The organism is Kitasatospora sp. GP30, from assembly GCF_029892145.1.
GTDB classification, from domain to species: Bacteria; Actinomycetota; Actinomycetes; order Streptomycetales; family Streptomycetaceae; genus Kitasatospora; species Kitasatospora acidiphila.
On record NZ_JARZAH010000030.1, the window covers coordinates 55,151 to 82,029 of the forward strand.

General features: G+C 71.7%; 26 protein-coding genes, 1 tRNA gene and 1 riboswitch. Of the genes, 9 read left to right on the top strand and 18 right to left on the bottom strand.

Going from position 1 to position 26,879, the window contains the following annotated elements; translation table 11 throughout:
• Positions 1 to 19 precede the first annotated feature (19 nt).
• On the top strand, positions 20 to 793 hold the full coding sequence (locus tag P3T35_RS29925) for a glucose 1-dehydrogenase (protein WP_101381991.1): 774 nt from the start codon (positions 20 to 22) through the stop codon (positions 791 to 793).
• A 7-nt stretch (positions 794 to 800) separates the two neighbouring features.
• Here P3T35_RS29925 and P3T35_RS29930 read toward each other — a convergent pair whose 3' ends face one another.
• The gene (locus tag P3T35_RS29930; RefSeq protein WP_101381990.1) at positions 801 to 1,325 is read right to left on the bottom strand and encodes a MarR family transcriptional regulator; all 525 of its coding nucleotides are present in this window, start codon (positions 1,323 to 1,325) and stop codon (positions 801 to 803) included.
• Positions 1,326 to 1,403: 78 nt separating this feature from the next.
• Here P3T35_RS29930 and P3T35_RS29935 point away from each other — a divergent pair, with 78 nt between their 5' ends.
• Positions 1,404 to 2,642: an MFS transporter gene (locus P3T35_RS29935; RefSeq protein WP_101381989.1), complete on the top strand. Its 1,239-nt coding sequence runs from the start codon at positions 1,404 to 1,406 to the stop codon at positions 2,640 to 2,642.
• A gap of 205 nt (positions 2,643 to 2,847) precedes the next feature.
• Here the strand turns inward: P3T35_RS29935 and P3T35_RS29940 are convergent, their stop codons facing one another.
• The 3 genes from P3T35_RS29940 to mca all read right to left on the bottom strand — a co-directional run bounded on the left by P3T35_RS29940 (position 2,848) and on the right by mca (position 4,815).
• Entirely contained in the window at positions 2,848 to 3,507 is a 660-nt protein-coding gene (locus P3T35_RS29940; RefSeq protein ID WP_101381988.1) for a class I SAM-dependent methyltransferase, read from the bottom strand.
• Positions 3,508 to 3,619: 112 nt separating this feature from the next.
• Complete coding sequence (locus tag P3T35_RS29945; RefSeq protein ID WP_101381987.1) at positions 3,620 to 3,811, bottom strand: hypothetical protein; 192 nt, start codon at positions 3,809 to 3,811, stop codon at positions 3,620 to 3,622.
• 110 nt (positions 3,812 to 3,921) lie between these two features.
• Entirely contained in the window at positions 3,922 to 4,815 is an 894-nt protein-coding gene (gene mca, locus P3T35_RS29950) for a mycothiol conjugate amidase Mca (RefSeq protein ID WP_101381986.1), read from the bottom strand.
• A gap of 128 nt (positions 4,816 to 4,943) precedes the next feature.
• Here mca and P3T35_RS29955 point away from each other — a divergent pair, with 128 nt between their 5' ends.
• A complete protein-coding gene (locus tag P3T35_RS29955; protein ID WP_101381985.1) occupies positions 4,944 to 5,363 on the top strand; it encodes a DUF4307 domain-containing protein in 420 nt (139 codons plus the stop codon).
• Positions 5,364 to 5,587: 224 nt separating this feature from the next.
• Entirely contained in the window at positions 5,588 to 6,085 is a 498-nt protein-coding gene (gene greA, locus P3T35_RS29960) for a transcription elongation factor GreA (protein WP_101381984.1), read from the top strand.
• A gap of 67 nt (positions 6,086 to 6,152) precedes the next feature.
• On the opposite strand, the gene P3T35_RS29965 is transcribed toward greA, so the two are convergent.
• The 6 genes from P3T35_RS29965 to P3T35_RS29990 form a co-directional block, all read right to left on the bottom strand.
• Complete coding sequence (locus tag P3T35_RS29965; protein WP_101381983.1) at positions 6,153 to 7,013, bottom strand: ABC transporter permease; 861 nt, start codon at positions 7,011 to 7,013, stop codon at positions 6,153 to 6,155.
• Complete coding sequence (locus P3T35_RS29970) at positions 7,010 to 7,990, bottom strand: ATP-binding cassette domain-containing protein (protein ID WP_101381982.1); 981 nt, start codon at positions 7,988 to 7,990, stop codon at positions 7,010 to 7,012. The genes P3T35_RS29965 and P3T35_RS29970 overlap by 4 nt, the downstream gene beginning before the upstream one ends.
• 127 nt (positions 7,991 to 8,117) lie before the next feature.
• A complete protein-coding gene (locus tag P3T35_RS29975) occupies positions 8,118 to 9,272 on the bottom strand; it encodes a cystathionine gamma-synthase (RefSeq protein WP_101381981.1) in 1,155 nt (384 codons plus the stop codon).
• An 88-nt stretch (positions 9,273 to 9,360) separates the two neighbouring features.
• Positions 9,361 to 9,873 carry a DUF1203 domain-containing protein gene (locus P3T35_RS29980; RefSeq protein WP_101381980.1) on the bottom strand — a complete coding sequence of 171 codons (513 nt, stop codon included), beginning with the start codon at positions 9,871 to 9,873 and terminating at the stop codon, positions 9,361 to 9,363.
• 150 nt (positions 9,874 to 10,023) lie between these two features.
• Positions 10,024 to 10,353 (bottom strand): hypothetical protein, encoded by a 330-nt coding sequence (locus tag P3T35_RS29985; protein ID WP_101381979.1) that lies wholly within the window; start codon positions 10,351 to 10,353, stop codon positions 10,024 to 10,026.
• Between the two features lie 391 nt (positions 10,354 to 10,744).
• Positions 10,745 to 12,145: a cystathionine beta-synthase gene (locus P3T35_RS29990; protein ID WP_101381978.1), complete on the bottom strand. Its 1,401-nt coding sequence runs from the start codon at positions 12,143 to 12,145 to the stop codon at positions 10,745 to 10,747.
• A 165-nt stretch (positions 12,146 to 12,310) separates the two neighbouring features.
• On the opposite strand from P3T35_RS29990, the gene P3T35_RS29995 reads away from it, so the two are divergent.
• The 3 genes from P3T35_RS29995 to P3T35_RS30005 all read left to right on the top strand — a co-directional run bounded on the left by P3T35_RS29995 (position 12,311) and on the right by P3T35_RS30005 (position 15,889).
• Positions 12,311 to 13,372 (top strand): SGNH/GDSL hydrolase family protein, encoded by a 1,062-nt coding sequence (locus P3T35_RS29995; protein ID WP_101381977.1) that lies wholly within the window; start codon positions 12,311 to 12,313, stop codon positions 13,370 to 13,372.
• A 62-nt stretch (positions 13,373 to 13,434) separates the two neighbouring features.
• Positions 13,435 to 14,655: an acetyl-CoA C-acetyltransferase gene (locus P3T35_RS30000; RefSeq protein ID WP_101381976.1), complete on the top strand. Its 1,221-nt coding sequence runs from the start codon at positions 13,435 to 13,437 to the stop codon at positions 14,653 to 14,655.
• 289 nt (positions 14,656 to 14,944) lie between these two features.
• Complete coding sequence (locus tag P3T35_RS30005; protein ID WP_101381975.1) at positions 14,945 to 15,889, top strand: hypothetical protein; 945 nt, start codon at positions 14,945 to 14,947, stop codon at positions 15,887 to 15,889.
• 21 nt (positions 15,890 to 15,910) lie between these two features.
• On the opposite strand, the gene P3T35_RS30010 is transcribed toward P3T35_RS30005, so the two are convergent.
• Complete coding sequence (locus P3T35_RS30010; protein ID WP_101381974.1) at positions 15,911 to 16,267, bottom strand: hypothetical protein; 357 nt, start codon at positions 16,265 to 16,267, stop codon at positions 15,911 to 15,913.
• Positions 16,268 to 16,353: 86 nt separating this feature from the next.
• Positions 16,354 to 16,435 (bottom strand) — tRNA-Leu (locus P3T35_RS30015).
• A 324-nt stretch (positions 16,436 to 16,759) separates the two neighbouring features.
• Here P3T35_RS30015 and P3T35_RS30020 point away from each other — a divergent pair.
• Positions 16,760 to 17,530: an ABC transporter ATP-binding protein gene (locus P3T35_RS30020; protein WP_101381973.1), complete on the top strand. Its 771-nt coding sequence runs from the start codon at positions 16,760 to 16,762 to the stop codon at positions 17,528 to 17,530.
• The gene (locus tag P3T35_RS30025) at positions 17,530 to 20,082 is read left to right on the top strand and encodes an ABC transporter permease (RefSeq protein ID WP_101381972.1); all 2,553 of its coding nucleotides are present in this window, start codon (positions 17,530 to 17,532) and stop codon (positions 20,080 to 20,082) included. The genes P3T35_RS30020 and P3T35_RS30025 overlap by 1 nt, the downstream gene beginning before the upstream one ends.
• Positions 20,083 to 20,281: 199 nt before the next feature.
• Here the strand turns inward: P3T35_RS30025 and P3T35_RS30030 are convergent, their stop codons facing one another.
• From P3T35_RS30030 to P3T35_RS30055, 6 genes are all read right to left on the bottom strand, one after another.
• Complete coding sequence (locus tag P3T35_RS30030) at positions 20,282 to 21,652, bottom strand: NAD(P)/FAD-dependent oxidoreductase (RefSeq protein ID WP_101381971.1); 1,371 nt, start codon at positions 21,650 to 21,652, stop codon at positions 20,282 to 20,284.
• A 420-nt stretch (positions 21,653 to 22,072) separates the two neighbouring features.
• Positions 22,073 to 23,014 carry a Ppx/GppA phosphatase family protein gene (locus tag P3T35_RS30035; protein ID WP_101381970.1) on the bottom strand — a complete coding sequence of 314 codons (942 nt, stop codon included), beginning with the start codon at positions 23,012 to 23,014 and terminating at the stop codon, positions 22,073 to 22,075.
• Positions 23,011 to 23,688, bottom strand: a complete 678-nt coding sequence (locus P3T35_RS30040; RefSeq protein ID WP_101381969.1) for a DUF501 domain-containing protein — start codon at positions 23,686 to 23,688, stop codon at positions 23,011 to 23,013. Before P3T35_RS30040 ends, P3T35_RS30035 begins: the two co-directional genes overlap by 4 nt.
• A 14-nt stretch (positions 23,689 to 23,702) precedes the next feature.
• Positions 23,703 to 24,125: a septum formation initiator family protein gene (locus tag P3T35_RS30045; protein ID WP_101381968.1), complete on the bottom strand. Its 423-nt coding sequence runs from the start codon at positions 24,123 to 24,125 to the stop codon at positions 23,703 to 23,705.
• Between the two features lie 184 nt (positions 24,126 to 24,309).
• Positions 24,310 to 25,596, bottom strand: coding sequence for a phosphopyruvate hydratase (gene eno / locus P3T35_RS30050; RefSeq protein WP_101381967.1), 1,287 nt, complete (start codon positions 25,594 to 25,596; stop codon positions 24,310 to 24,312).
• A 213-nt stretch (positions 25,597 to 25,809) separates the two neighbouring features.
• Positions 25,810 to 26,547, bottom strand: a complete 738-nt coding sequence (locus P3T35_RS30055; RefSeq protein WP_101381966.1) for a transglycosylase family protein — start codon at positions 26,545 to 26,547, stop codon at positions 25,810 to 25,812.
• Between the two features lie 5 nt (positions 26,548 to 26,552).
• A riboswitch (cyclic di-AMP (ydaO/yuaA leader) is annotated at positions 26,553 to 26,752 on the bottom strand.
• Positions 26,753 to 26,879 lie beyond the last annotated feature (127 nt).

A 26,879-nucleotide genomic window follows, 5' to 3' on the forward strand; every position in this document is an offset into this window, starting at 1 on the left:
TGGAACAAAGGAGCCCCAGATGGACCAGTCCCTCGTCGACCTGTTCTCCCTGAAGGGCCGCACCGCCCTGGTCACCGGCGGCAGTTCGGGGATCGGCCGGGGGATGGCCGAGGCGCTGTGCCGGGCCGGGGCGCATGTGGTGGTGGCCGCCCGGCGTGCCGAGCCACTGGAGCGGACCGTGCGGGAGCTGCGCGCGCTGGGCGGCACGGCCGACTGGATCAGGGCCGACCTCGGCAGCCGGGCCGGCGCGCATGCGCTGGCGGATGAGCTGGCCGGGAAGGTCGACCGGGTCGACGTCCTGGTCAATGCGGCGGGCATCAATCTGCGGCCGCCGCTGCCGGAGCTGACCGAGCGGGAGTGGGACACCACCATGGCGGTCAACCTCGACGCGCCGTATGTGCTCGGCCAGCGCCTCGGCCCGGCGATGGCCGAGGCCGGCTGGGGACGGATCATCAATCTCGCCTCCCAGCAGACCATCCGGGCCTTCGGCAACAGCGGGGCCTACGGGGTGTCCAAGGCGGCGCTGGCCGGGCTCACCCGGTCGCAGGCCGAGGCCTGGTCGGCGCACGGGGTCTGCGTCAACGCGCTCGCGCCGGGCTTCGTCGCCACCCCGCTGACCGAGGCGGTCTTCCGCGACCCGGAGCGCGTCGCGGCGCTGGCCGGCCGCACCATGGCCGGCCGCAACGGCGAGCCCGCCGACTTCGCGGGGATCGCGGTCTTCCTCGCCAGCGATGCGTCCGCCTATGTGACGGGCCAGACCATCTTCGTGGACGGGGGCTTCTCGACGACCTGATCCGACCTCACTTCAGGGGGCGGTCGGGCTCCTCCGCCACCAGCATGACCCGGCGCAGCAGGTCGGAGAGCTGCCGGCGCTCCTGCGGGGTCAGCGACCCCAGCAGCCGGTGCTCCTCCCGCCCGACCCCGCCGATCGCCTCCCGCCAAGCCTGCCAGCCGGCCTCGGTGAGCTCGACGTCGACCCGGCGGCGGTCCGCCGTGGACTGGGTGCGGACGATCAGCCCCCGCCGCTCCAGGGTCTCCAGCCGGCCGGTGACGGAGGCGGGGGCGATCGCCAGGTCGTCCGCGAGCTCGCTGGGGCGGGCCTCGCCGCGGCGGCCGGCCAGCGCGTGCAGCGTGTCGTACTCGTGCTTCTGCAGGTCGAAGCCGACCAGCCAGTGCTCCCGGAACCGGCGCAGGTGCTTGGCGAGGTACTGCATCCGGGTGACGGCGCCTTCGATGTCCCGGTCCAGGTCGGGCAGCACCGGGAGCCAGCGGTCCACATGGGCGTCGACCCGGTCACGGGCCGGTTCGGGGCGGTCTTGCTGCATGGCCACTCAGTCTAGGTGCTGCCCACTCTCCTGATTTTTCGTTGACGAAAGTTTCGACACCGAAATACTCTCCTTCACGTGACCCCGCTACGCATCCGCTCGTTCCGGCTGATCTTCATCGGCCGCACCCTGTCCACCGTCGGCGACGCGGTGGTGCCCGCCGCCCTGGCCATTGCGGTGACCCGGGCCACCGGCTCGGCCGGCGCCCTCGCCACCGTGCTGGCCTGCGCGATGATCCCCAAAGTGGCGCTGCTGCCGATCGGCGGAGTGATCGCCGACCGCTTCGACGCCCGCCGGGTCGCCCGGCTGACCGATCTGGTGCAGTGCCTCTGCCAGGTCCTGATCGGCTTCGAACTGCTGCACGGCAGACCGCAGTTGGCCGCCATCGCGGCTGCCTCGGCGGTCGACGGCGCGGCCGCCGCGTTCGCCATGCCGACCCGCTCGCCGCTGGTGGCCGGCACCGTCGACGGACCGGGGCGGCAACGGGCCAACGCCCTGCTGGCGTCGGCCGTCAGCCTGGCCCGGCTGGTCGGACCGGCGCTGGCCGGCGCCCTGATCTACACCCTGGGCGCCGGCTCGGCCTTCCTGCTGGACGCCGCCTCGTTCCTGGTCAGCGCCGCGATGCTGACCATGGTCCGGGTCCGCCGCACCCCGATCCCGGCCCGCTCCCTACTGGCCGACCTGGCGGAGGGCTGGTCCGAGGTGCGGTCGCGCAGCTGGTACTGGAGCAGCCTGGTGGCGCACTCGATCTGGAACGGCGCGGCCGCCGTGCTCGCCACCATCGGCCCGCTGATCGCCACCCGCCGCCTCGGCGGTGACGGATCCTGGGTCGCCATCCTGGAAGCCGGCGCGCTCGGGCTGACCGCCGGTTCACTGCTGGCCGGGCGGGCCCGGCCGCGCCGCCCGGTGCTGGTCGGCAACCTGGCCCTGGCGGCCTACGCCGCCCCGCTGCTGCTGCTCGCGGCGGCCGCGCCGGTACCGGTGGTGGTGGCCGGGTATGCGCTGGCCATGGCGGGCCTGGGATTCCTCAACCCGGTCTGGGAGACCGTGGTGCAGCAGCGGATCCCGGAGCAGGTGCTGGCCCGGGTGGTCTCCTACGACTGGCTGCTCTCACTGGCCGCGATGCCGGTCGGCTACGCGCTCACCCCGGTGGCCGCCGATGCCTGGGGGCCGGCCGCGCCGCTGGTGATCGCGGCCGTGCTGGTCGCGGGCGCCTGCCTGGCCACGGCGGCGGTGCCCGGGGTGCGCCGGGTGGGCTTCGAGCCGGTCGCGCCCACGCGCGTCGGGCAGGGCGAGCAGGTGGAACCGGTCCGCTAGCCAGGCAGGGCAAGCAGGTGGAACCGGTCGGCTAGCCAGGCAGGGCAAGCAGGTGGAACCGGTCGGCTAGCCAGGCAGGGCCAGCAGGTGAAACCGTCGGCTAGCCAGGCAGGGCCAGCAGGTGAAACCCGCCGGCCAGCCAGGCAGGGCAAGCAGGTGAAACCCGTCGGGCAGCCAGGCAGGGCAAGCAGATGAAACCCGTCGGCTAGTCGCGCCGGGCCAGCAGGTAGGCCCGACGGGTCTCGGCCTCCGCGGGATAGGGGTCGCGCTCCACCCGCGCCTCCACCGTGAAGCCGGCCCGGTGCAGTTCGTCGGTGACGGGGGCCGCCTCGAAGAAGGTGAAGTCCACGTCCACCCGGTGCCCCCACCAGTCGGTCAGCCGCCGGGTCTCGTTGCCCAGGTGGAAGGCCAGCAGCGCGCGGCCGCCGGGACGCAGCACCCGGTGCAACTCGGCGAAGGCGGTGGGCAGTTCGGCGGCGGTCAGGTGGATCACCGAGTAGAACATCACCGCCGCGCCGAACTCGCCGTCGGCGGCGGGCAGTCGGCACAGGTCGCCGACCCGGAACTCGGCCTGCGGATGGGTGCCGCGGGCCAGGGCGACCATCCCCGGGGAGAGGTCCACCCCGACGGCCTCGGCGCCGCGATCGGCCAGCCAGCCGGTGACGTGGCCGGGCCCGCAGCCCAGGTCGGCGAGCGGGGCGCCTGGCTCGGCCTGCTCCAGCAGGGCCGCCAGCAGCGCCCGGTCCAGCGGCTTGTCGGCCAGTTCGCCACCGATCCGCCGCTGGTACTCCTCGGCGACGGTGTCGTAGCTGCGCCGCACTCGCCCGCGCAGGCCCGCGTCCGCCGGATGGCCGTGATCTGACATGGCGTCAGCATGGCACGGGCCACCGTCGGACGACAGTGTCCTTCCGAAGCGGGCCGGGGCAGCGCGAAGTCCGGCCGCGGGCGCCGGTGCGCCGCGGCCGGACCGGCCCGGGCTACTCCTTGGCGGAGTCGCCCTCCTCCACGAAGTCGATCTTCTTGAACCGCGAGTTCATCGACTTCAGCAGAAACCAGGTGGCCACACCCAGCACGGCGAAGACGACGAAGCCCAGCAGCCCCGGGGTCACCTTGTTGTCGTCCACGGCCAGGGTCACGACGGCGTGGCTGAGGTTCACTGCGTTGCTCATTCCTCCATGGTGACCCGACCGCCCTACGGCCGGGTCACCGGGGTGGGGCGTGTCGGCCCTCCCCCGGCGTACGACTCACTGACCGGCTGCTCGAGCCGGCCCTTGACCTGCTACTTGACCTCGCCGGCCAGGCTGGCCACGCGCAGTCCGGCGAACAGGTCGCTCTCCGGCAGGTCGGTGTCGACCAGCGAGCGGGCCAGCTCGTAGTCCTCGGTCGGCCAGACCTCACGCTGCACGTCCAGCGGGACCCGGAACCACGGACCGTCCGGGTCGATCTGGGTGGCGTGCGCGATCAGCGCGGCGTCCCGGGTCTCGAACCAGTCGGAGCACTGCACCCGGGTGGTGATCTCGCGCTCCTTGCGGCCGCTCTTCTCCCAGCCCTCGATCCACTCGCCGTAGGGCGAGTCGAGGTCGTGCTCGGTGAGGTAGGCGTGCAGCGCCCGGATCCGGCCCATCGGGAAGCCGTGGTTGTAGTAGAGCTTCAGCGGCTGCCAGGGCTCGCCGGACTCCGGGTAGGCGTCCGGGTCACCCGCCGCGTCGAAGGCCCGCATGGTGATCTTGTGGGTCATGATGTGGTCCGGGTGCGGGTAGCCGCCGTTCTCGTCATAGGTGGTGATCACCTGCGGCTTGAACTCGCGGATCAGGCGCACCAGCGGCTCGGCCGCCTCCTCCACGTCCTGCAGGCCGAAGCAGCCCTCCGGCAGCGGCGGCAGCGGGTCGCCCTCGGGCAGCCCGGAGTCCACGAAGCCCAGCCAGGCCTGCTTCACACCGAGGATCTCGCGAGCCCGGTCCATCTCCTTGCGCCGGACCTCGTGGATGTTGTCCTCGATCTCCGGCTTGCCCTGGAGCTTCGGGTTGAGCACAGAGCCGCGCTCCCCACCGGTGCAGGTGGCCACCAGCACCTCAACGCCTTGGGCGACGTACATGGCCATGGTGGCCGCACCCTTGCTGGACTCGTCGTCCGGGTGCGCGTGCACCGCCATTAGCCGCAACTGCTCAGTCAACGCCTGGTTCCTTCCGGGAATGTCCGGCATCGGCAACTTTGGGGGGACGCGGCTACCTGGTCCACAACCCCGTCCCCCTATAGTGACGGACTGGAAGACTCCCGCATTCCCCCGAGGATCGATCAACCATGACCGCGACCAGCGCATCCCAGCCGGGCGAGCTGCCCGAGGGCCGCTACGGCGGTCGAAGCGACCAGGAGGCGGACCGCCGCCTGAAGGTGATCGGGGCGGTCCTCGGCGTCCTGGTGCTGGCCCTGATCGCCTGGCTCGGCGGTTCCTACCTGATGCGCGAGAGCAAGCTGAACGGCGCCGTGGCGGAGTTCCAAGTGGTCTCCGACAGCGAGGTGCAGGCCCAGCTCTCGGTCACCAAGAGCTCGGGCACCGGCGGCACCTGCACCATCCGCTCGGAGGCCGCCGACCACTCGGTGGTCGGCCAGCTCGACGTCCCGGTCCCGACGTCCGGCAGCAGCTTCATCCAGGTGGTCACCATCCGCACCACCGCCCGCGGCACCACCGCCGAGCTGCTGGGATGCACTCCGTCGAAGTAGCGCACCGGGGGCATGACCACCCGGTTCAGCGGGCAGATGATGCTGAACGGAGCGCTAACGCGCCGACAACACCACTCCCGTCCAGAGCCGGAGATTGTTAGGCTCGTGGTTTCGCCCCTTCCGGGCCCGAGGCCTCGGAAGCGGGCGTTCCTTTGTAGGAATCGTCGCAGTAACCCAGAAGCAGTACCCCAAGCAGCATCGCCCAGTACCGACGAGGAGCACCCGTGACCCAGACCAGCGATAACGTGACCTGGCTCACTCAAGCCGGCTACGACAAGCTCAAGGACGAGCTGGATCACCTCACCGGTCCCGCCCGCTCCGAGATCTCCCAGAAGATCGAGCAGGCCCGCGAAGAGGGTGACCTCAAGGAGAACGCCGGCTACCACGCCGCCCGCGAGGAGCAGGGCAAGATGGAGCTGCGGATCCGCCAGCTCACCCAGCTGCTGGAGCGCGCCAAGGTCGGCGAGGCGCCCGCCGACTCCGGCGTGGTGGCCCCCGGCATGCTGGTGACCGTCGCCTTCGACGGCGACATGGACGACACCATGTCCTTCCTGCTCGGCTCCCGCGAGGAGGCCGCCGACACCGTGGACGTCTACTCCCCGCAGTCGCCGCTCGGCCAGGCGATCAACGGCAAGAAGATCGACGAGAACGCCACCTACGAGCTGCCCAACGGCAAGAAGGCGACCGTGAAGATCGTCTCCGCCAAGCCGTACACCGGCTGAGGCCGGAACAGCTGACGAGGGGCCCCGCGGCAACCGTGCCGCGGGGCCCCTCGCGTTTCCGCCCGCGCTACGCCCGACCCGCCGCCGAGCGGTACTTGCGCACCGAGAGCCACGAGAAGAGCGCCATCACCATCAGCGACGACACGATCGACACCCCGATCGCGTGCTGCATCGGCCAGGACTTGTCCACCGGCCCGACCTGGTTGCCGAACAGGTTGCGGCAGGCCTGCACGGTGGCGCTGAACGGGTTCCAGTAGGCGATCGGCTGCAGCCAGCTCGGCATGCTGCTGACCGGCACGAACGCGTTGGAGATGAAGGTCAGCGGGAAGAGCCAGATCAGCCCCGCCGAGGTGGCCGCCTCCGGACTGCGCACCGAGAGCCCGATCAGCGCCCCGATCCAGGAGAACGCGTAGCCCAGCAGCAGGAGCAGCGCGAAGCCGCCCAGCGCCTGCGGGACGCCGTGGTGGATCCGCCAGCCGACCGCCAGCGCCACCAGGGCCAGCACCAGCAGGGTGAACGCGGTCTGGCACAGGTCGGCCAGGGTGCGCCCGACCAGCACCGCCGACCTGGTCATCGGCAGCGAGCGGAACCGGTCCACCAGGCCCTTGGTCATGTCCTCCGCGATGCCGGCCGAAGCACCGGCCACCGCGAAGGTGACGGTCTGCGCGAAGATCCCGGCCATCAGGTACTGGATGTAGGTCTTGGAGCCGGCCCCGGCGTCCGGGATCTGGATGGCGCCGCCCATCACGTACGAGAAGAGCAGCACGAACATCACCGGCTGGAGCAGCCCGAACACCACGATCTCGGGGATCCGCACCATCCGGCGCAGATTGCGCTTGGCCACCACCCGGGAGTCGTGGGCCATCGCCGCCAGTCCCCGCCGCTGGCGCGGGACGGCGGCGCCGATGGCGTGCTCGGTCGCCGTCATCGGACGGCCTCCTGCGGCTGCTCACCGGTGCCGGCGGTCTCGGTGGCGTGCCCGGTCAGGGAGAGGAAGACGTCGTCCAGGGTGGGGCGGCGCAGGCCGATGTCGTCGATCTCCACGCCCCGGGCGTCCAGGTCGCGGATCACGTCGGCGAGCACCTTGGCGCCGCCGGTGATCGGGATGGTGATCCTGCGGGTGTTCCGCTCCACGCCGGCCTCGCCCACCGCGTAGCGCGCCAGCGCCTCGACGGCTGCGCCGATCCGCTCCCGCTCGTGCACCACCACCTCGACCCGCTCGCCGCCGATCTGCGCCTTCAGCTGGTCGGCGGTGCCGCGCGCGATCACCCGGCCGCGGTCCACCACCGCGATGTCGTGGGCCAGCCGGTCGGCCTCCTCCAGGTACTGGGTGGTGAGCAGCAGGGTGGTGCCCTGGGCGACCAGGGTCTCGATGACCTCCCAGAGCGCCATCCGGTTGCGCGGGTCCAGACCGGTGGTCGGCTCGTCCAGGAACATCACCGGCGGGCGGACCACCAGCGCGGCGGCCAGGTCGAGGCGGCGGCGCATGCCTCCGGAGTAGGTCTTGGCGGTGCGGTCGCCGGCGTCCGCGAGGCTGAACCACTCCAGCAGTTCGTCGGCCCTGGCCCGGGCGTCCCGGGCGCTCATCTGGTAGAGCTCACCGACCATCCGCAGGTTCTCGCGGCCCGTCAGGTACTCGTCCACGGCGGCGTACTGGCCGGACAGCCCGATCCGGCTGCGGACCAGGCCGGGGTGCTTGAGCACGTCCACCCCGGCCACCGTGGCCCGGCCCGAGTCGGGCCGCAGCAGTGTGGTGAGCACGCGGACGGCGGTGGTCTTGCCGGCCCCGTTCGGGCCCAGCAAGCCCAGCACCGTCCCCTCCGGGACGTCCAGGCTGACCCCGTCCAGCGCGCGTACGTCACCGAAGGTCTTCACCAGATCCTCGGCGTGGATGGCCGACACCATGGGCCCCGCCTCATCTCTCGCCAGTGGTCGCCTTCCGACCGAACCTAGCGCGGCACGGCGGCCCCCGCAGTGCGCAACTCGCCGACCACCGGGCGCCCCGGGCGGCCCGGGGCGCCCTGGTGGACCGTCAGTCCAGCGCCTGCGCCAGGTCGGCGACCAGGTCGTCGGCGGACTCGATGCCCACCGAGACGCGCACCAGGTCGGCCGGCACCTCCAGGAGCGAGCCGGCCACCGAGGCGTGGGTCATCCGGCCCGGGTGCTCGATCAGCGACTCCACGCCACCCAGCGACTCGCCCAGGGTGAACAGCTTGGCCCGGTTGCAGACCTCGACCGCGGCCTGCTCGCCGCCCTCGACGCAGAACGAGACCATGCCGCCGAAGGCCTTCATCTGCTTGGCGGCCACCTCGTGGTTGGCGTGCTCGACCAGGCCCGGGTAGTAGATCTTCGTGACCTTGGGGTGGCGGCGCAGCAGCGCCACGATCTGCTCGGCGTTGGCGCTGTGGCGGTCCATCCGCACCCCCAGCGTCTTGATGCCGCGCAGCACCAGCCAGGAGTCGAACGGGCCGGCGACCGCGCCCATCGCGTTCTGGTGGTAGGCGAGTTCCTCGCCGAGCTCGGCGTCCGCCGCGACCAGGGCACCGCCGACCACGTCCGAGTGGCCGCCCATGTACTTGGTGGTCGAGTGCACCACCACGTCGGCGCCGAGGGCCAGCGGCTGCTGCAGGTAGGGGCTGGCGAAGGTGTTGTCCACCACCAGCAGCGCGCCGGCGGCGTGCGCGACCTGCGCCACCGCGGCGATGTCGGTGATGCCCAGCAGCGGGTTGGACGGGGTCTCCACCCAGACCGCCTTGGTGTTCGGCTTGATCGCCGCGCGCACCTGCTCCGGGTGCTGGGTGTCGGCCACGTCGAAGCTGATGCCCCAGCGGGTGAGCACCTTGTTGAACAGCCGGAAGGTGCCGCCGTAGGCGTCGTTGGGGATCACGATGTGGTCGCCCGGCTTGAGGATGGTGCGCAGCAGGGTGTCCTCCGCAGCCAGACCGGAGGCGAAGGCCAGGCCGCGCTGCCCGCCCTCCAGCGCGGCCAGGCACTCCTCCAGCGCGGTGCGGGTCGGGTTCGCCGACCGGCTGTACTCGTAGCCGCCGCGCAGGCCGCCGACACCGTCCTGCTTGTAGGTGGACACCTGGTAGATCGGAGGGACGACCGCGCCGGTAACGGGGTCGGCTTCCTGACCCGCGTGGATGGCGATGGTCTCGAAGCCCTGAGGGTGCTGGTGATCGGTCATAGGCCGAGCGTAGTGGAATCCTCCGCTCCCGCCCGATCGAACGGGCCGAGACGAGCCTGCGGCCGAGGTGGGAATGAACAGTCAGGGCTCAGGCCCGGCGGACCTCGTGCTGGAAGCAGCCGTGGCCGAGGGCGCGGACGTGGACCACGGCGACCTCGGGGTCGCTGAACATCGCGGTGAGGACTTCGTCGGCCAGTCCGGGGCCGGGCTCGACGTGGACGCCGCGCAGGATGTGGCCGTTGCGGTCGTAGGCGCGGAAGACCCGGTCGCCGCGGTGCATGGCGGCGGGGTAGCCGCTACTCGTGGGGCCGGGGCAGTCCGCGGGGCAGGCGTGCACGAAGACCGGGCCGACCTCGTCGTAGGGGCCGGGGTGGGCGCCGGTCTCGTCGGCCCAGCGGCGCAGCGGGGCGTAGGAGAGCAGCAGCAGGTGGGCCCCTGGTTCGGCGCGGCGCAGGCAGCAGCGCAGCGGGCTGCCGCCATCGGTGTCGTGCACCCGTACCGGCACATTGTCGGCGTCGTCGAGGCGCCGCAGTTCGGCCAGCACGACCGGGGCGATGGGGAGCACGGTGTAGGCGGTGATGGTGGTCGTCGCTGTGGTCATACCGCCAGCCTGCCGCGCGGCCGGGCGTGAGGCTGGCGGGTTTCGGCCGTCACGCTGAGGTGAACTGGCAGCTCGTCAGGCAGCAACAAAAAGGGACGTACCGCCCGCACGGTTCGCCGTGCGGGCGGTACGGGGACCGGTGCCTGCGTACTACTCGGTCTCGAACTCGTAGGCGTCGTCCTCGGGATCGAACGCGGTCTGCGCGGACTCCCAGGTGGCCTGGGTGAGTTCGACGCCCGGGACCTCGCCGAGCAGCGCCACCGGGTCGATGAAGTGCGCGAGCGAGCCGGTCGGGTCGAGCTCGATCGCCTCCACGGACTGGGCGCGCTCGTCGTCGTCCAGGTACTCGTCGGCCTGGACCTGGGCCAGGGCGGCGGCCTTGAGGGCCTCCTCGTCGGTGATCTCGGCGATCAGCTCGATGCTGAGCCGGACGTAGCGGGGGGCGCCGGATTCCTGGGCGCTGGTGTCGGTGCTGGTCATGGGGGCGAGCCTAGGCGAGAGGGGCGCTCTACGACGAAACGGCGAGGGCCGGCCCCGTGGCAACGAGGCCGGCCCTGCCGGTGCTCCGGTCCACTCCCCCACCCGGGAGCCGCGGAGCCGCGCCTGAGCGGCGCGAGGTGCCGCGGAGGCCGCCGCACCCTGGTGGTCGACCGAGGACCGGACCAGGGACGGGACGACGGCGAACCTCCACGCGAGGCCCCTCCGGTCCCAACCGGAGGGCGACACAGAGCCGGGCCAGGACCGGTCAGTGCGTCCTGGCGGTCGCCCCGCCCGGAGAGCCGCTCCCGGCGGCCACCGCCAGCCACACCCCCACTGTGCCCGACCGTTGTTAACCCTGTGCTGCGGTCGCGTGACGTGCGGGTACCGCGTGTCAGTGGCCGGCGCGACCGGCCATGAAGGCCAGCAGGTCCTGCCGGGTCACGATGCCCTGCGGCTTGCCGTCGATCAGCACCACCGCGGCGTCGTTCTGCTCCAGCACGCTCATCAGACCGGTCACCGACTCGCCCGAGCCGACCACCGGCAGCGGCCGCGACATGTGCTTCTCCAGCGGGTCGCCCAGCTGCGCGCCACCGCTGAACAGCGCCTCCAGCAGGTCGCGCTCGGCCACCGAGCCGATCACCTCGCCGGCCATGATGTCCGGGTGCCCGGCGCCCGGCGAGACCACCGGCATCTGGGAGACGCCGAAGTCGCGCAGCACCTGGACCGCCTCGCCGACCGTCTCGCTCGGGTGCATGTGGACGAACTGCGGGATGCCCTCGTGCTCGATGGCGTCCTTGCGGGCCAGCACCTCACCGATGGTGGCCTCGTCCTCGGCGGTGGGCAGGAAGCCGTAGTCGGCCATCCAGTCATCATTGAAGATCTTCGACAGGTAGCCGCGGCCGCCGTCCGGCAGCAGCACCACGACCACGTCGTCCGGACCGAGGCGCTTGGCGACCTCCAGCGCGGCCACCACGGCCATCCCGCAGGAGCCGCCGACCAGCAGGCCCTCCTCCTTGGCGAGGCGGCGGGTCATCTGGAACGAGTCCTTGTCCGACACGGCCACGATCTCGTCGGCCACCGTGCGGTCGTAGGCGGTCGGCCAGAAGTCCTCACCGACGCCCTCGACCAGGTACGGGCGGCCGGTGCCGCCGGAGTAGACCGAGCCCTCCGGGTCGGCGCCGACGACCTGCACCTTGCCGCCGGAGGCGTCCTTCAGGTAGCGGCCGGTGCCGGAGATGGTGCCGCCGGTGCCGACGCCGGCGACGAAGTGGGTGATCTTGCCCTCGGTCTGCTCCCACAGCTCCGGGCCGGTGGAGTGGTAGTGCGAGGCCGGGTTGTCCGGGTTGGAGTACTGGTCCGGCTTCCAGGCGTTGGGGGTCTCCCGGACCAGGCGGTCGGAGACGTTGTAGTAGGAGTCCGGGTGCTCGGGGGCCACCGCGGTCGGGCAGACCACGACCTCGGCGCCGTACGCCCGCAGCGTGTTGATCTTGTCAGTGGAGACCTTGTCCGGGCAGACGAAGATGCACTTGTAGCCCTTCTGCTGGGCCACGATCGCCAGGCCGACACCGGTGTTGCCACTGGTCGGCTCCACGATGGTGCCGCCGGGCCGGAGGGCACCGGACGCCTCGGCCGCCTCGATCATCCGCAGGGCGATGCGGTCCTTGACCGAGCCACCCGGGTTGAAGTACTCGACCTTCGCGAGCACGGTGGCGGAGATGCCCTCGGCCACCTTGTTGAGCTTCACCAACGGGGTGTCGCCGACCAGCTCGATGATCGAATTGTGGTACTGCACGGGGGTCCTCCCGGTCTCATGCCCTGACGTTTTCCTTCGGTATCACAAGCCTATGGCTCCGGATGGCTCACCCGATCCGATAGCGCCAAGCCGTCCGGGGGTATGCACGCTGCAAGGAAACCGTTCGGCGCCCCGCCGGACCGGTCGAGGCGAAGGGGGTCGCGGATGCCAGGGTCGCACCACTCACGGGCCAGGGTGGCGCGCCGGATCGCCACCGCGGCGGCGTACGGCGGTGGCGGCCTGGGGCTGCTCGGGATGGGCCTGGCCGGGGTCCTGATCACCGAGGGCCGGCTGGCGATAAGGGCCGTCGGGGTGCTGGAGGGCGATCCGCCGAAGGCCGACGGGCTCTACGGGGACGGCTTCGTCGACCCGGCCGACGCCGGGCGCAAGCCGCTGGTGCTGGCGTTCCTGGGCGACTCCACGGCGGTCGGCCTGGGGGTGCGGCGCAGCCGGGAGACCCCGGGCTCGCTGCTCGCGGCCGGGCTCGCCTCGGTCGCCGAGCACCGGGTCGAGCTGGTCAACGTGGCGGTCTCCGGCGCCCGTTCCGACGACCTGGCGCGCCAGGTGCGGCACGCGCTCACGGCCCGCCCGGACGTCGCCGTGATCATGATCGGGGCCAATGACGTGCGGCGGCGCACCCCGCCGACCCAGGCGGTGCGGCTGCTCGGCGAGGCGGTGCGCGACCTGCGCACCTTCGGCTGCGAGGTGGTGGTGGGCACCTGCCCGGACCTGGGCACCATCAAGCCGGTGCGGCCGCCGCTGCGCTGGCTGGCCCGGCGGGTCAGCCGGCAGCTGGCCGCCGCGCAGACCATAGCGGTGGTGGAGGCCGGCGGGCGGACGGTGTCGCTGGGCTCGCTGCTCGGGCCGGAGTTCGCGGCCCGGCCCGAGCTGTTCGCCTCGGACCGGTTCCACCCCTCCGCCCAGGGCTATGCCACGGCCGCGATGGCGGTGCTGCCGTCGGTCTGCGCGGCGCTCGACCTGTGGCCGCAGGAGATGGCGCCGCCCGAGCCGGGCAACCGGGAGGCGGTGCTGCCGATGGCGGTGGCGGCGGCGACCGCGGCCGGGCGGTCCGGCACCGAGGTGGCCTCGGCCATCGAGGGTGCGGGCGGACGGCGCTGGGCATTGGTCAAGCAGCGGCTGCGGTTCGCACTGCCGGTCGGCGGCGGCCCGGATACGTCGGCCAGCTCACACCCGGAGCCGGATGACGCACGGACTACTTGGGAGTAACTTTCCTCTCCGTAGCATCCGGACACGTCCGTCAGCCGCCGGACACGCCATGAGGAGCCGTCATGCCCGAAGCCGTCATCGTCAGCGCAGCCCGGTCGCCGATCGGCCGTGCCTTCAAGGGCTCGCTCAAGGACATGCGCCCGGACGACCTGACCGCCGCCATGATCCAGGCCGCCCTCGCCAAGGTGCCGCAGCTGGACCCGCGCGAGATCGACGACCTGATGCTGGGCTGCGGCCTGCCGGGTGGCGAGCAGGGCCACAACCTGGCCCGGATCGTCGCGGTGCAGATGGGCATGGACTACCTGCCCGGCACCACCATCACCCGCTACTGCTCCTCCTCGCTGCAGACCACCCGGATGGCGCTGCACGCGATCAAGGCGGGCGAGGGCGACGTCTTCATCTCGGCCGGCGTGGAGACCGTCTCGCGCAGCATCAAGGGCACCTCGGACGGGATGCCGGACACCCAGAACCCGCTGTTCGCCGAGGCGGTGGCCCGCACCGCCAAGCGCGCCGAGGAGGGCGGCGGCGAGTGGCACGACCCGCGCGAGGACGGGCTGCTGCCGGACGCCTACATCGCGATGGGCCAGACCGCCGAGAACCTGGCCGCGCTCAAGGGCATCACCCGGGCCGACCAGGACGAGTTCGGCGTCCGCTCGCAGAACCTCGCCGAGGCCGCGATCAAGGCCGGCTTCTGGGAGCGCGAGATCGTCCCGGTGACGCTGCCCGACGGCACCGTGGTCAGCAAGGACGACGGCCCGCGCGCCGGCGTCAGCCTGGAGGGCGTGCAGGGCCTCAAGCCGGTCTTCCGCCCGGACGGCACGGTCACCGCCGGCAACTGCTGCCCGCTGAACGACGGGGCGGCCGCGCTGGTCATCATGTCCGACACCAAGGCCCGCGAGCTGGGCATCACGCCGCTGGCCCGGGTGGTCTCCACCGGCGTCTCGGCGCTCTCCCCGGAGATCATGGGCTACGGCCCGGTGGAGGCCTCCCGGCAGGCGCTGAAGCGGGCCGGGCTGACCATCGGCGACATCGACCTGGTCGAGATCAACGAGGCGTTCGCCGCGCAGGTCATCCCGTCCTACCGGGACCTGGGCATCGACATCGACAAGCTGAACGTCAACGGCGGCGCGATCGCGGTCGGCCACCCGTTCGGCATGACCGGTGCCCGGATCACCACCACCCTGATCAACTCCCTGCAGTGGCACGACAAGCAGTTCGGCCTGGAGACCATGTGCGTGGGTGGCGGCCAGGGCATGGCCATGGTGATCGAGCGTCTCAGCTGATGCACGCTCGGTGAGTTGAGCCGGGGCTGACACCCGGTTGGCATAACGCATCGTGATTGAGGGCCGGATCACATCGGGACACCCGATCCGGCCCTCAACTCATCTTCAGGGGGCACGAATTCAACAGTCCGGAGTCGGCCGACCGCACAGCGTACACCGTGATACGTGAGACTTTCGGGACAATGACCAACGTCACGGACATTTCGGACATCTTCCCCTGCAGCACCAGCCGTCCATGGGGCAGGGTGGAGACGTTCCCAAGTTCCACTCCGCCCAAGGAGTACGTTCCGTGAGCGCCGTGTACATCTCGCTGCTGCTGATCCTGATCGCCGTGTCGTCAGCCGTCCTCGTTCGGGTACGCGGCCTCTCCCGCCAACTGGCCGCGCAGGCTGGGGCGGAGCGGGACGGCGCACTGGACGAGGCGGCGATACGCCGGGCCGTCTCCGAGGCGCTGGCCGCCGACCGGGAGCGGGAGATCAGCGAGGCCCGGGCGTTCTGGGCCGAGCAGGAGGCCCGCGCGGCCGAGGACGACCCGCTGCTGGACGCCCCGTTCCCGAGCGGGGAGCTGGACGGCCCGCTGAACGGACTGGCGGGCCTCGGCGCGGAGAACTGGCCGGTCTTCTTCCCCCGCCCGACCGGCCCGCAGGAGGCGGCGGACAGCGCCGACACCATCGACCCGGCGTTCGGCGAGGCGCTGCGCTCCGCGCTGGAGGGCATGATCAGCGACAGCGGGGTGCTGCCCGGCCCGGTCAACCACCCGAGCATGCCCGGCGCCCCCACCCAGAACGACCACGACCAGCGCGCCCGCCGGGAGGCCGACCTGCTGGCCACCGGCCTGGAGGCCGGGCTGCTCGACCCCGAGCCGGCCCAAGCCGAGCCGGCCCCCGACCCGCGCCGCCACCCCTCGCACCCGGACTTCGTGCCCAGCCCCACCCCGTCCCGCGAGTGGACCGACACCCGGCTGACCGCGCTGGCCGACGAGCGGGTGGCCCTGACCGACGTGCGCCCCGGCCCGCTGGGCACCCTGGACGTCTACGCCTTCGCCGACGGCACCACGCTCTGCGTGGCCCCCGGCGACCGCGAGGCGGCCTACCGGCTGATCGACGCGGTGCGGGGCGGCGAGGACGTCCGGCTGCTCGGCGGCTCCCGGTTCTCCGGCTCCTACTCGCTGACCTTCTCCACCGACGAGGAAGCCGTCTACGTGCTGGCCGACCGGGTGGTGGCCAGCATCTGAGGGCCCGTCACCGGCAGCGGCTCAGGCGCAGAGCCTCGCCACCGCGTCGACCGCCGCGACCGCCTCCGCCAGGAGCGCGGCCGCGGCTTCGTCGTTCCCGGGGGTGTCGTCCGCGAGGGCGGCCACCAGGTCGTGCCCGGTCACCGCGATCTGGTCGCCGACGGCGAAGGCACCGGCGTCCGGCAGCTCGCGCGGCACCGCCTGCGGGCCCTCGGCCAGCCGCTGGGTACGGGCCGCCAACTCCCTGGCCAGCGCCAGCCCCGCCGCAGCCCGCGCCGGGTGGCCGGGCACCGCGCCGAGCAGCCGACTCTGCGGCATGGCTCGAAACCGGTCGGCGAGGTGGTCGACGGCGTCGAGCAGTTCGGTGGCATCGGGCATGGTCCTGAGCCTAGCCGCTGGTGGCGCCGGCTCAGGGACTCCCGAGCCGGCCCTACCCCCCACTGGCAAGCGGCGCTGTGCACAGGTGCCCGGAGCCGGACTCGAACCGGCACGGCCTCGCGGCCAAGCAGTTTTAAGCTGCCCGTGTCTGCGTTCCACCATCCGGGCCGGACCCGCTTCGCCCGTTTCTCCGGGCACCCCCGAGCCTAGCCGTCCTGATCGCCCTTGCGCATGTTCCTTACCGAGGAAGTTGTCATGTTTCCTTGCCATCTGACGAACTGTCCGCCATTCGGCCAGGGAGCATCGGGATCCGGCCATCAGGGTCGGCGTCATACCGCAGGAGGAGACCGGATGGCTCGGATCAGACCGTCGGTCGGGGGCGCAACCGTCCCCCGGGGCGACGTTATGCACCCTGGTCACGGGTGAGCATGGAGTAGTCCCCGCAGTGCGCCGCTAGGCCGGTGCCTGCCCACCCGACCCAGGAGCAGTCTCATGACCACGACGACCGCGGCCGTCCGAACCGGCCGCGCGGCCGCCAAGGCAGTCGGACTCAACAAGGTCTACGGCGCCGGCGAGACCAGGGTGGTGGCCCTGGACGACGTCAGCGTCGAGTTCCGGCAGGGCGAGTTCACCGCGATCATGGGACCGTCGGGTTCCGGCAAGTCGACCCTGATGCACTGCATGGCCGGGCTGGACGCGGTCTCCTCGGGCTCCGCCACGATCGGTGACACCGAACTGGTCGGGCTGAAGGACAAGCAGCTGACCCAGCTGCGCCGGGACAAGATCGGCTTCATCTTCCAGGCCTTCAACCTGCTGCCGACCCTGACCGCGCTGGAGAACATCACGCTGCCGATGGACATCGCCGGCCGCAAGGTCGACAAGGCCTGGCTGGACGCGGTGGTGGACACCGTGGGCCTGTCCGGCCGCCTCAGCCACCGCCCGAGCCAGCTCTCCGGCGGCCAGCAGCAGCGGGTGGCCTGCGCCCGGGCCCTGGCCGGCCGCCCCGAGATCATCTTCGCCGACGAGCCGACCGGCAACCTGGACTCCCGCTCCGGCGGCGAGATCCTCGCCTTCCTGCGCAACTCGGTGCGCGACCTCGGCCAGACCGTGGTCATGGTGACCCACGACCCGGTGGCCGCGAGCTACGCGGACCGGGTGGTCTTCCTGGCCGACGGCCGGATCGTCGACGAGCTGACCGCCCCCACCGCCGACGCGGTGCTGGACCGGATGCGCAGCTTCGACGCGAAGGGGCGGACCAGCTGATGTACCGCACCGCACTGCGCAATGTGCTGGCCCACAAGGGCCGGCTGCTGATGACCATGCTGGCCGTGCTGCTCGGCACCGCCTTCGTGGCCGGCACCCTGGTCTTCTCCGACACCTTCGGCTCCGCCCTGAAGAACAGCTACAGCAAGAGCTACGACCACCTCTCGGTGCGGATCGACGACAACAACGCCGCCCCGGCCGGCATAGCCAACGAGGACACCAGCGCCGACGACCCGCACCTGACCGCGGCCACCGTCAGCAAGCTCGCCGCCCTGCCCGGGGTGGCCCAGGCCCGCGGCGTGGTGAACGGCTTCACCGCGGTGGCCGACAAGAGCGGCAAGAGCATCGGCAAGGGCCAGGACTCGATGGGCGGCAACTTCGCCCCCGGTGCCGACGGCCAGGACGCCCGCTACCAGATGGTCCAGGGCCAGGGCCCGCAGCACAGCGGCGAGATAGCGCTCGACAAGGCCAGCGCCGACAAGGCCGGCTACCACGTCGGCGACACCGTCCGGGTGGCGGTCAACGGCCCGGCCATCGACGCCAAGCTGACCGGCATCTTCACCACCGACGACCCGGGGGTGAGCTCCGGCAACCCGCTGACGCTGTTCGACACCGCCAGCGCGCAGCGACTGCTGCTGCAGCCCGGCCAGTTCGACGCCATCGAGCTGGCCGCCGCGGGCGGCACCAGCCAGGCCGCCCTGCAGTCCGAGGCCCTGACGGTCCTTCCGAACGCGCACAGCATCACGGTCCAGACCGCCGACCAGCTGCTGGCCGACCAGCAGCAGATGATCCAGGAGGGCACCAAGAGCATGCGCACCATGCTGCTGGCCTTCGCCGGGATCTCGCTCTTCGTCGGCATCTTCATCATCGCCAACACCTTCACCATGCTGGTCGCCCAGCGCACCCGTGAGCTCGCCCTGCTGCGCGCCATCGGGGCCAGCCGCAAGCAGGTCACCCGCTCGGTGCTGGTCGAGGCGCTGCTGATCGGCACGGTCGCCGCCGTCGCCGGTCTGCTGGCCGGCATCGGGATCGGCGCCGGCCTGCAGTCGCTGATCGGCTCGCTGGGCAACGGCAGCACCCCCACCGGGCCGCTGATCATCAGCCCGACCACCGTGGTGGCCGCACTGGCCACCGGCATCGTGGTGACCGTGCTCTCCGCCCTGCTGCCGGCCCGCCGCGCCGCCCGGATCGCCCCGGTGGCCGCGATGAGCAGCGCCGACCAGCCCGCCAACCAGAAGAGCCTGGTGGTCCGCAACACCATCGGCGCGGTGATCACCGCCGGTGGTCTGGCGCTGATCATCGGGGCCTCCCAGGGCACCGGTGGCAACTCGGCGCTGGCCGGCGGTGCCGCCGGCTCGCTGATCGGGATCTTCATCCTGACCCCGCTGCTCTCCCGGCCGCTGATCGCGGTGGTCGGCCCGCTGCTGGCCGCCCTGTTCGGGGTCTCCGGCAAGCTGGCCCGGCAGAACGCGGTGCGCAACCCGCGCCGCACCGCCGCCACCGCCTCGGCGCTGACCATCGGTCTGACCCTGGTCTCCGCGCTGACCGTGCTGGGCGCCTCGTTCAACGGCATGCTGGACCGCGAGGTCGCCAACGGCATGAAGGCCGACTACGCGGTGGGCCTCTCCAACGGGCTGAGCATCTCCCCCGACATCGCCACCCGGGTCGCCCAGGCGCCCGGCGTGACCGCGGCCTCCCCGCTGACCGAGAGCTACCTCAAGATCGGCGACAGCCACCGCGGCGTCTCCGGCCTCGACGCGGCGCACGCCGCCCAGGTGATGAACCTCGGTGTCACCAGCGGCTCGGTCGACGCGCTCGGCCAGGGCAAGCTGCTGGTCACGGCCGAAGCCGCCAAGTCGATGAACCTCAGCGTCGGCAGCACCGTGCCGACCGTCTTCCCGGACGGCACCGCCTCGCTGACCGTCGGCGGGATCTTCACCGACAACGCGCTGCTCAAGCCGATGCTGGTGGACAACGCCGTGCTGACCGCGCACCACGTGCAGAGCAACACCAACGTGGTGCTGGTGAAGGGCACCGGCGGGGAGAGCCAGTCGCTGCGCCAGGCCCTGGTGGCCGCCGGCGGCGACAACCCGCTGATCGACGTGCAGACCAAGCAGGACCTGAAGAACAAGGTCAGCTCGGTGATCGCGTTCGCGCTGAACATGCTCTACGGCCTGCTGGCGATGTCGATCGTGGTGGCCGTGCTCGGCGTGATCAACACCATGGCGATGTCGGTCTTCGAGCGGAAGCGGGAGATCGGCATGCTGCGGGCGATCGGCCTGGACCGGCGGGCCGTCAAGCGGATGGTCCGGCTGGAGTCGGTGGTGATCTCGCTGTTCGGCGCGGTGCTCGGCCTGGTCCTCGGCTGCTTCCTGGCCTGGGCCGTCAACGGCTCGCTGAAGGACTCGGTCGCCAACCTGACCACGGTGCTGCCCTGGGGACAGCTGCTGGTCTTCCTGGGACTGTCCGCGGTGGTCGGCCTGGTGGCCGCGTTCTGGCCCTCCCGGCGGGCCGCCAAGCTGGACATCCTGGACAGCATCAAGGCCGCCTGACGGAACCGGGCATGCGAAAGGGCCTCGGCCCGGTGGTCCTCTCCACCGGGCCGAGGCCCTTTGCCGATCCTGCTGGTTCGTACTCCGCCCGGTCGCACAACCGGCTGAGCACCACGGAGGTCGTGGTCCGGCGGCGCTGCCGGGCGGAGGGCCTCCGACTCATACCCCGGACTTGCCGCCCGGGATCAGTCGCTGCTGATTACTTCCCGGCGAGCGCCTTGTCCGACTCGGCAGGCGCGGTGGCCGGCTTCGGCCGGGCCGGTCCGGCGGCCTCCTGGAAGGCGTCGAACGGCTTCTCCATCTGCGCGAGGCCGACGGTCTCCCGCTTGAGGAACATCGCCAGCGTCCAGTCGGTGAAGACCCGGATCTTCCGGTTCATGGTCGGCACCATCGCGCCGTGGTACAGGCGGTGGAACCACCAGGCCGGGCGGCCCTTCAGCTTGACCTTGCCGAAGAGGATCGCGACGCCCTTGTGCAGGCCCAGACCGGCGACCGCACCGAGGTTCTTGTGGCGGTACTCCTTCTGCGGGAAGCCCCGCATGCCGGACACCACGTTGTCGCCGAGCACCGCCGCCTGGCGCACCGCGTGCTGCGCGTTCGGCGGGCACCAGGCGCCCTCGCCGGAGGCGAGGTCCGGCACCTGGGCGTTGTCGCCGGCCGCCCAGACGTAGTCGAAGCCCTGCACCTGCAGGGTCGGGGCGGTGTCGACGTGCCCGCGCGGGCCCAGCGGCAGGCCGAAGTTGGCGACCACCGGGTTCGGCTTGACGCCCGCGGTCCACACGATGGTGGCCGCGTCCATCTCCTCGCCGTTCTTCAGCACCACGTGCTGGTCGACGCAGGAGTCCATCGAGGTCTCGATGAAGACCTCGATGTTGCGCTCCTCGAGCTTGCCCTTGGTCCACAGGCCCAGGTCGGGGCCCACCTCGGGCAGGATCCGGTTGGCGGCCTCGACCATGACGAAGCGCATGTCGTCACGGCTGACGGTCTTGTAGAGCTTGACCGCGTCGCGGGCCATGTCCTCGACCTCGGCGATGGTCTCGACGCCGGCGAAGCCGCCGCCGATGACCACGAAGGTGAGGGCCTTGCGGCGGATCGCCTCGTCCGTAGTGGACTCGGCCTTGTCCAGCTGGGCCAGGACGTGGTTGCGGAGGCTGATCGCCTCCTCGACCGTCTTCATGCCGATGCCGTGCTCGGCCAGGCCGGGGATCGGGAAGGTGCGGGAGACCGAGCCGGTGGCCACGACCAGGTAGTCGAAGGGCAGCTCGTAGGTGTCGCCGGCGAGCGGCGCGATGGTGGCGACCTTGCGGGCGTGGTCCACCTCGGTCACCTGACCGGTGAGGACCTCCGCGTTCTTGAGGGCGCTGCGCAGCGGCGCGACGAGGTTGCGAGGCGCGACGTTGCCGCCGGCCGCCTCGGGAAGGAAGGGCAGGTACGTCATGTACGACCGCGGGTCGACGACCGTGACGGTCGCCTCCCCGAAGCGCATCTTCTTGAGGATGCGCATCGCGGCATACAGGCCGACGTAACCACCGCCGACAATGAGGATGCGAGGACGCTCCGTGGTGCTCATATCGGAAAGTATCCAGCACCGCTCGGAGCACCCTTCGTGAGGCCCGTCACAAGGTGATGGACAGGGCCTGCTACACTGCCCGCCCACAACTCGGGCCCCACTCCTGCGCACGACTGCCGGGGGCGGCCTCGGGCGGACGTTTGAATTCCGCTCACCCGATTGAGCAGCAGCGATCCGCCGCCACTGGCACCTTAACTGACACCTGTTTGGATTCCATCGGCCGAGCCGGAACCCCGCCTGGGATCCATCGGCCGCAGCCACCCCGACGCCTTCAATCCCGCATACCGGACGAACCGGTCGTCGGACTGCGGAGAACGGGGGGAACTCCATGTGAAGAAATTCACGAAGCTTCTCGCGGCGCCGGGCGCGCCACCCCGGCCCGAGGGTCCCGGGCCGGGGTGGCGGTCCGTCAGAAGGGGGTCAGGAGACCAGGCTCCAGGCGACGCCGTCCAGGATGTCGTGCTCGCTCACCACCAGCTCGGCGGCGCCGGTGCGCTCCATGATCGAACGCAGTACCAGTGCGCCGGCCCCGATCACGTCGACCCGCCCGGGGTGCAGCGACGGAATGGCCGCCCGCTCGGCGTGGGTGGCGCCGAGCAGCTGCTCGGTCACCTCGCGGACCCGGGTCAGCGAGAGCCTGGAGTGGTGGATCCGGGCCGACTGGTACTCGGGCAGGCCGAGCGCGATCGCGGCCACCGAGGTGACCGTGCCGGCCAGGCCGACCAGGGTGGCCGCCTCGGTCAGCGGCACCGTCTCGGCGGCGAGGTTCAGCCCCTGCGCGATGTCCGCCTCGGCCGCCGCGATCTGGACCGAGGTCGGCACGTCGGAACCGGCGAAGTGGCGCTCCGTCAGCCGCACCGAGCCGATGTCCACCGAGCGCGCGGCCCGCACGGTCTCCCCGCCCAGCACGAACTCGGTGGAGCCGCCGCCCAGGTCGAAGACCAGGTACGGGGCCGCGACCGCGGTGCCGGCCAGGCCCTTGGTGGCACCGGCGAAGGAGAGCTGCGCCTCCTCGTCACCGGAGACCACCTCCGGGTCGACCCCGAGGATCGCCCGCACGCCCTTGGCGAACTCGGCGCTGTTCTCGGCGTCCCGGGTGGCGCTGGTGGCCACGAACCTGGTCCGCTCCGGGGCCACGCCGTACTCGGCGATCACCGCGGCGTACTCGCGGCAGGCCGCGAAGGTGCGCTCCAGCGCCTCGGGCGCCAACCGCCCGGTGCGGTCCACGTCCTGGCCGAGCCGCACCATCAGCAGCCGGCGGTCCAGGTCGACGGCATGCCCGGCCTGCGGGTCGATGTCGGCGATCAGCAGGCGGATCGAGTTGGTGCCGCAGTCGACCGCGGCCACCCGGATGCTGCTCACTGGCTCTCCCCTGGCTGCTCCGGACCGCCCTGCTCCGGACCGTCCTGCTCCGACTCGGCGGCGGCCCGCTTGGCGGCCCGCTCGGCCGTCTTGCGCTCCTTGGCGGCGATCACCCCGGCGTGGTCCTCGGCCTCCTCGCGCTGCCGCCGCAGCGCCTCGACGCCGGCCTGGATCTGCTCCTCGGTGACGCAGGAGCCCTTGCGCCACCACTCGGGCAGCATCGCCAGCGCCTCGTCACCCAGCGGGTTGACGCCCTCGCCGGCCGCCAGCGAGTGGCCGACCAGCACGTGCAGGCACTTCACCCGGTCCGGCATGCCACCGGCCGACGGGAAGCCCTCCAGCACCTCGATGGCGTCCCGGCGGGCGATGTAGTCCTCGTGCGCCTTCTGGTAGGCGGCCGCCAGCTCCGGGTCCTCGGCCAGCCGGGCGGTCTGCTCCTTCATCACGCCGTCCGCCTCCAGGGTGCCGATCAGCGAGGCGGCCTTGGGGCAGGTCAGGTAGTAGAGGGTGGGGAACGGCGTGCCGTCCGGCAGCCGGGGCGCGGTCTCCACCACATCGGGGTTGCCGCACGGGCAGCGGTGCGCGACGGCACGGGTACCGCGCGGCACCCGGCCGAGCTGGGCCGCCACGGCGGCGAGGTCGCGGTCCGCGACGGGCTGGTTCTCAGTACTCATGGCTCATCAGGTCTTCACGGAGCGGGGGCGGGGGAGGGTGAGGCGGCGGCGTCCACCGAGTTCCAGACGGTGGTGTACCAGGGGAGGGCCTTGGCGGCCGGCCCGGAGCCGGTGCCGGACGGCTGGGTGGCGCCGGGCCCCGGGGTGGGGTCGACGGCGGTGAACGGGGTCTCGCCGGGCATCGCGTAGTGCAGCCGCTGCCGGGCCTGGGCCTTGACGAACTCCGGGTCCTGCCAGCGGGCCTTCTCGGCGGTCAGCTGCTGCACCGCGTCCTTGGCCTGCTCGGCCTTGACCCGCTGGGCGGCGATCTCGTCCCGCTGGTTAATGAACTGACGTGCCGGATAGGCCAGGATCGCCACCAGCGAGCAGAGCACCAGCACCAGCACGGTGGCCCGGCTGGTGAACCGCGGCCGCCCCGGGAACTTCCACGCTGCCATGAACTCCTCGCCCCTCCGTCGCGCCGGTGCCCCGGCCCCACCCTAAGCGGTGGCGGCCGGGGCACCGGTCATTTGCCGAGTTCGTCAGCCCTCGAACTTGCTGGGCCTGTCACTCCGCGGAGCGACTGCGCTTGTTGCTCCGCGGAGCGACTGTGCTTGTTACTCCGCAGAGCGACTGTGCTTGTTACTCCGCAGAGCGGAAGCGCGGGAACGCGGCGCGGCCCGCGTACTCGGCGGCGTCGTCGAGGATCTCCTCGATGCGCAGCAGCTGGTTGTACTTGGCGACGCGGTCCGAGCGGGCCGGGGCACCGGTCTTGATCTGGCCGCAGTTGGTGGCGACGGCCAGGTCGGCGATGGTGACGTCCTCGGTCTCGCCCGAGCGGTGCGACATCACGCAGCGGTAGCCGTTGCGCTGGGCCAGCTCGACGGCGTCCAGGGTCTCGGTCAGCGAGCCGATCTGGTTCACCTTCACCAGCAGCGCGTTGGCGGTGCCGGTCTCGATGCCCCGGGCCAGGCGCTCCGGGTTGGTGACGAACAGGTCGTCACCGACCAGCTGGACCTTGCTGCCGAGCTTGTCGGTGATGGCCTTCCAGCCCTCCCAGTCCTCCTCGTTCAGCGGGTCCTCGATGGAGACCATCGGGTAGGAGTCGACCAGGTCGGCGTAGTAGTCGATCAGCTCGGCGGCCGACAGCGACTTGCCCTCGAACTGGTAGGCGCCGTCCTTGTAGAACTCGGAGGCGGCGACGTCCATGGCCAGCGCGATGTCCTTGCCCGGCACGTAGCCGGCCTGCTTGATGGCCTCGGTGATGAGGTCCAGCGCGGCGCGGTTGGTCTCCAGGCTCGGCGCGAAGCCGCCCTCGTCACCCAGGCCGGTGGACAGGCCGCGCTCCTTCAGCACCGCCTTGAGGGTGTGGTAGATCTCGGCACCCCAGCGCAGCGCCTCGGAGAACGACTCGGCGCCGATCGGCGCGATCATGAACTCCTGGATGTCCACGTTGGAGTCGGCGTGCGCGCCGCCGTTGAGGATGTTCATCAGCGGGACCGGCAGGACGTGCGCGTTCGGGCCGCCAAGGTAGCGGAAGAGCGGCAGGTCCGAGGCCTCGGAGGCGGCGTGCGCCACGGCCAGCGAGACGCCGAGGATGGCGTTGGCGCCGAGCGAGGACTTGTCCGGGGTGGCGTCCAGGTCGAGCATCGCCTGGTCGATCAGCCGCTGCTCGGTGGCGTCGTAGCCGACCAGCTCCGGGCCGATCTGCTCGATGACGGCGAGGACGGCCTTCTCCACGCCCTTGCCGCCGTAGCGGTTCTTGTCACCGTCACGCAGCTCCAGCGCCTCGAAGGCTCCGGTGGAGGCGCCGGACGGGACGGCGGCACGGCCGGTGCTGCCGTCGTCGAGGCCGACCTCGACCTCGACCGTGGGGTTGCCGCGGGAGTCGAGGATCTCGCGTGCGACGACGACATCGATGGACGGCACTATGCATCTCCTTGCGGAAGCGGTCCTGGGGACAGCGGGAGGACGGGGGCCTTACGACCAGAGCCTAACCGCACCGGCCCGACCGGAGACCGGGACCTGGCTCCCGTCTCACGGTGTGGTTCTGCTACCTGTCGGTAGTTCACCTGAATGCCCGTCCGCCCCGGACCGGGGCCGCCGCCGGCGCGACGGCCCCAGGGGCCGGGCGTCGGCGGGTCAGCCGAGGTGGAGCGTCTGGCCGGGGAAGATCAGGTTCGGGTCCTGGCCGACCGTCGTGTGATTGGCCTGGTAGACCGCCTGCCAGCCGCCGGCCACGTGCTGGACCTGGGCGATGGTGGAGAGCGTGTCGCCGGGCCGGACGGTGTACTCGTGGGCGCCGGTCATGGCGGGCTGGGCCGGCTGCGGGGCCGGCTTCGGCTGGGCCGGCTTCGGGGTCGACCGGTGCTGCGGGGCGGCCGACTTGGGCTGGGCCTGCTGCGGCTTGGCCTGCTGGGGCTGAGCCTGCTGGGGCTGGGCCGACCGCTCGGCGGACCGGGAGGCGGCCGCGCCGCCGCCGGGGTTCGCGGAGGCCGGGGCGCCGCCCTGGGTCAGCCCGGCCTTGACCGAGCAGACCGGCCAGGCGCCCGGCCCCTGCGAGGCCAGCACCCGCTCGGCGACCGCGATCTGCTGGTCCTTGCCGGCCAGGTCGGCCCGCGGGGCGTACTGGGTGCCGCCGTACGCGGCCCAGGTCGAGTTGGTGAACTGCAGCCCGCCGTAGAAGCCGTTGCCGGTGTTGATCGACCAGTTGCTGGTGCTCTCGCAGTTCGCCACGCCGTCCCACACGGAGACCGGGGCGGCGTGCGCGCCGGTCGCGGTGAGCAGCGGCATCGCAACTCCCGCGCCTGCCACGCCGGCTACGGCGATGGCCTTCTCGGCGGTGGTACGGCGACGATGGCGGCCGGTGCCAAACAGCATTGAGACGTCCCTCTCCGCACGCCTGCGAGGTGAGCTGTCGGGTTCGGACCGGTGAGGTTGGCCCGGCCGCCCGCTCGGATCGCTCCGGCGGTCGGCTTCACCCCTAGCCGTGGGAGACGGCAGAAAAACCTGGGTCCCCCGCCCCTGCCCCCTGGTGGTCAGGTGTCCCGGCGACGCGATGGGCAGGATTCGGCGTACTCGCGTGCGGGGTTCGCCTACGCGAACTCCTGGGAGGGTAAGCAGATCTACTGACCAATCACAAGCTCATATCGCCCACATCACGCGGAAATTACGGTGCGTCATGCATCGCCTACCAACCGGTCAGATTTGAC

What these genes read in the sequence shown, in the direction of transcription:
- P3T35_RS29925 (WP_101381991.1), top strand. Translation starts at nt 20, where the DNA reads ATGGACCAGTCCCTCGTCGACCTGTTCTCCCTGAAGGGCCGCACCGCC.
- P3T35_RS29930 (WP_101381990.1), bottom strand. Translation starts at nt 1,325, where the DNA reads ATGCAGCAAGACCGCCCCGAACCGGCCCGTGACCGGGTCGACGCCCAT.
- P3T35_RS29940 (WP_101381988.1), bottom strand. Translation starts at nt 3,507, where the DNA reads ATGTCAGATCACGGCCATCCGGCGGACGCGGGCCTGCGCGGGCGAGTG.
- P3T35_RS29945 (WP_101381987.1), bottom strand. Translation starts at nt 3,811, where the DNA reads ATGAGCAACGCAGTGAACCTCAGCCACGCCGTCGTGACCCTGGCCGTG.
- P3T35_RS29955 (WP_101381985.1), top strand. Translation starts at nt 4,944, where the DNA reads ATGACCGCGACCAGCGCATCCCAGCCGGGCGAGCTGCCCGAGGGCCGC.
- P3T35_RS29965 (WP_101381983.1), bottom strand. Translation starts at nt 7,013, where the DNA reads ATGACGGCGACCGAGCACGCCATCGGCGCCGCCGTCCCGCGCCAGCGG.
- P3T35_RS29970 (WP_101381982.1), bottom strand. Translation starts at nt 7,990, where the DNA reads ATGGTGTCGGCCATCCACGCCGAGGATCTGGTGAAGACCTTCGGTGAC.
- P3T35_RS29975 (WP_101381981.1), bottom strand. Translation starts at nt 9,272, where the DNA reads ATGACCGATCACCAGCACCCTCAGGGCTTCGAGACCATCGCCATCCAC.
- P3T35_RS29980 (WP_101381980.1), bottom strand. Translation starts at nt 9,873, where the DNA reads ATGACCACAGCGACGACCACCATCACCGCCTACACCGTGCTCCCCATC.
- P3T35_RS29985 (WP_101381979.1), bottom strand. Translation starts at nt 10,353, where the DNA reads ATGACCAGCACCGACACCAGCGCCCAGGAATCCGGCGCCCCCCGCTAC.
- P3T35_RS29995 (WP_101381977.1), top strand. Translation starts at nt 12,311, where the DNA reads ATGCCAGGGTCGCACCACTCACGGGCCAGGGTGGCGCGCCGGATCGCC.
- P3T35_RS30000 (WP_101381976.1), top strand. Translation starts at nt 13,435, where the DNA reads ATGCCCGAAGCCGTCATCGTCAGCGCAGCCCGGTCGCCGATCGGCCGT.
- P3T35_RS30010 (WP_101381974.1), bottom strand. Translation starts at nt 16,267, where the DNA reads ATGCCCGATGCCACCGAACTGCTCGACGCCGTCGACCACCTCGCCGAC.
- P3T35_RS30020 (WP_101381973.1), top strand. Translation starts at nt 16,760, where the DNA reads ATGACCACGACGACCGCGGCCGTCCGAACCGGCCGCGCGGCCGCCAAG.
- P3T35_RS30025 (WP_101381972.1), top strand. Translation starts at nt 17,530, where the DNA reads ATGTACCGCACCGCACTGCGCAATGTGCTGGCCCACAAGGGCCGGCTG.
- P3T35_RS30030 (WP_101381971.1), bottom strand. Translation starts at nt 21,652, where the DNA reads ATGAGCACCACGGAGCGTCCTCGCATCCTCATTGTCGGCGGTGGTTAC.
- P3T35_RS30040 (WP_101381969.1), bottom strand. Translation starts at nt 23,688, where the DNA reads ATGAGTACTGAGAACCAGCCCGTCGCGGACCGCGACCTCGCCGCCGTG.
- P3T35_RS30045 (WP_101381968.1), bottom strand. Translation starts at nt 24,125, where the DNA reads ATGGCAGCGTGGAAGTTCCCGGGGCGGCCGCGGTTCACCAGCCGGGCC.
- P3T35_RS30055 (WP_101381966.1), bottom strand. Translation starts at nt 26,547, where the DNA reads ATGCTGTTTGGCACCGGCCGCCATCGTCGCCGTACCACCGCCGAGAAG.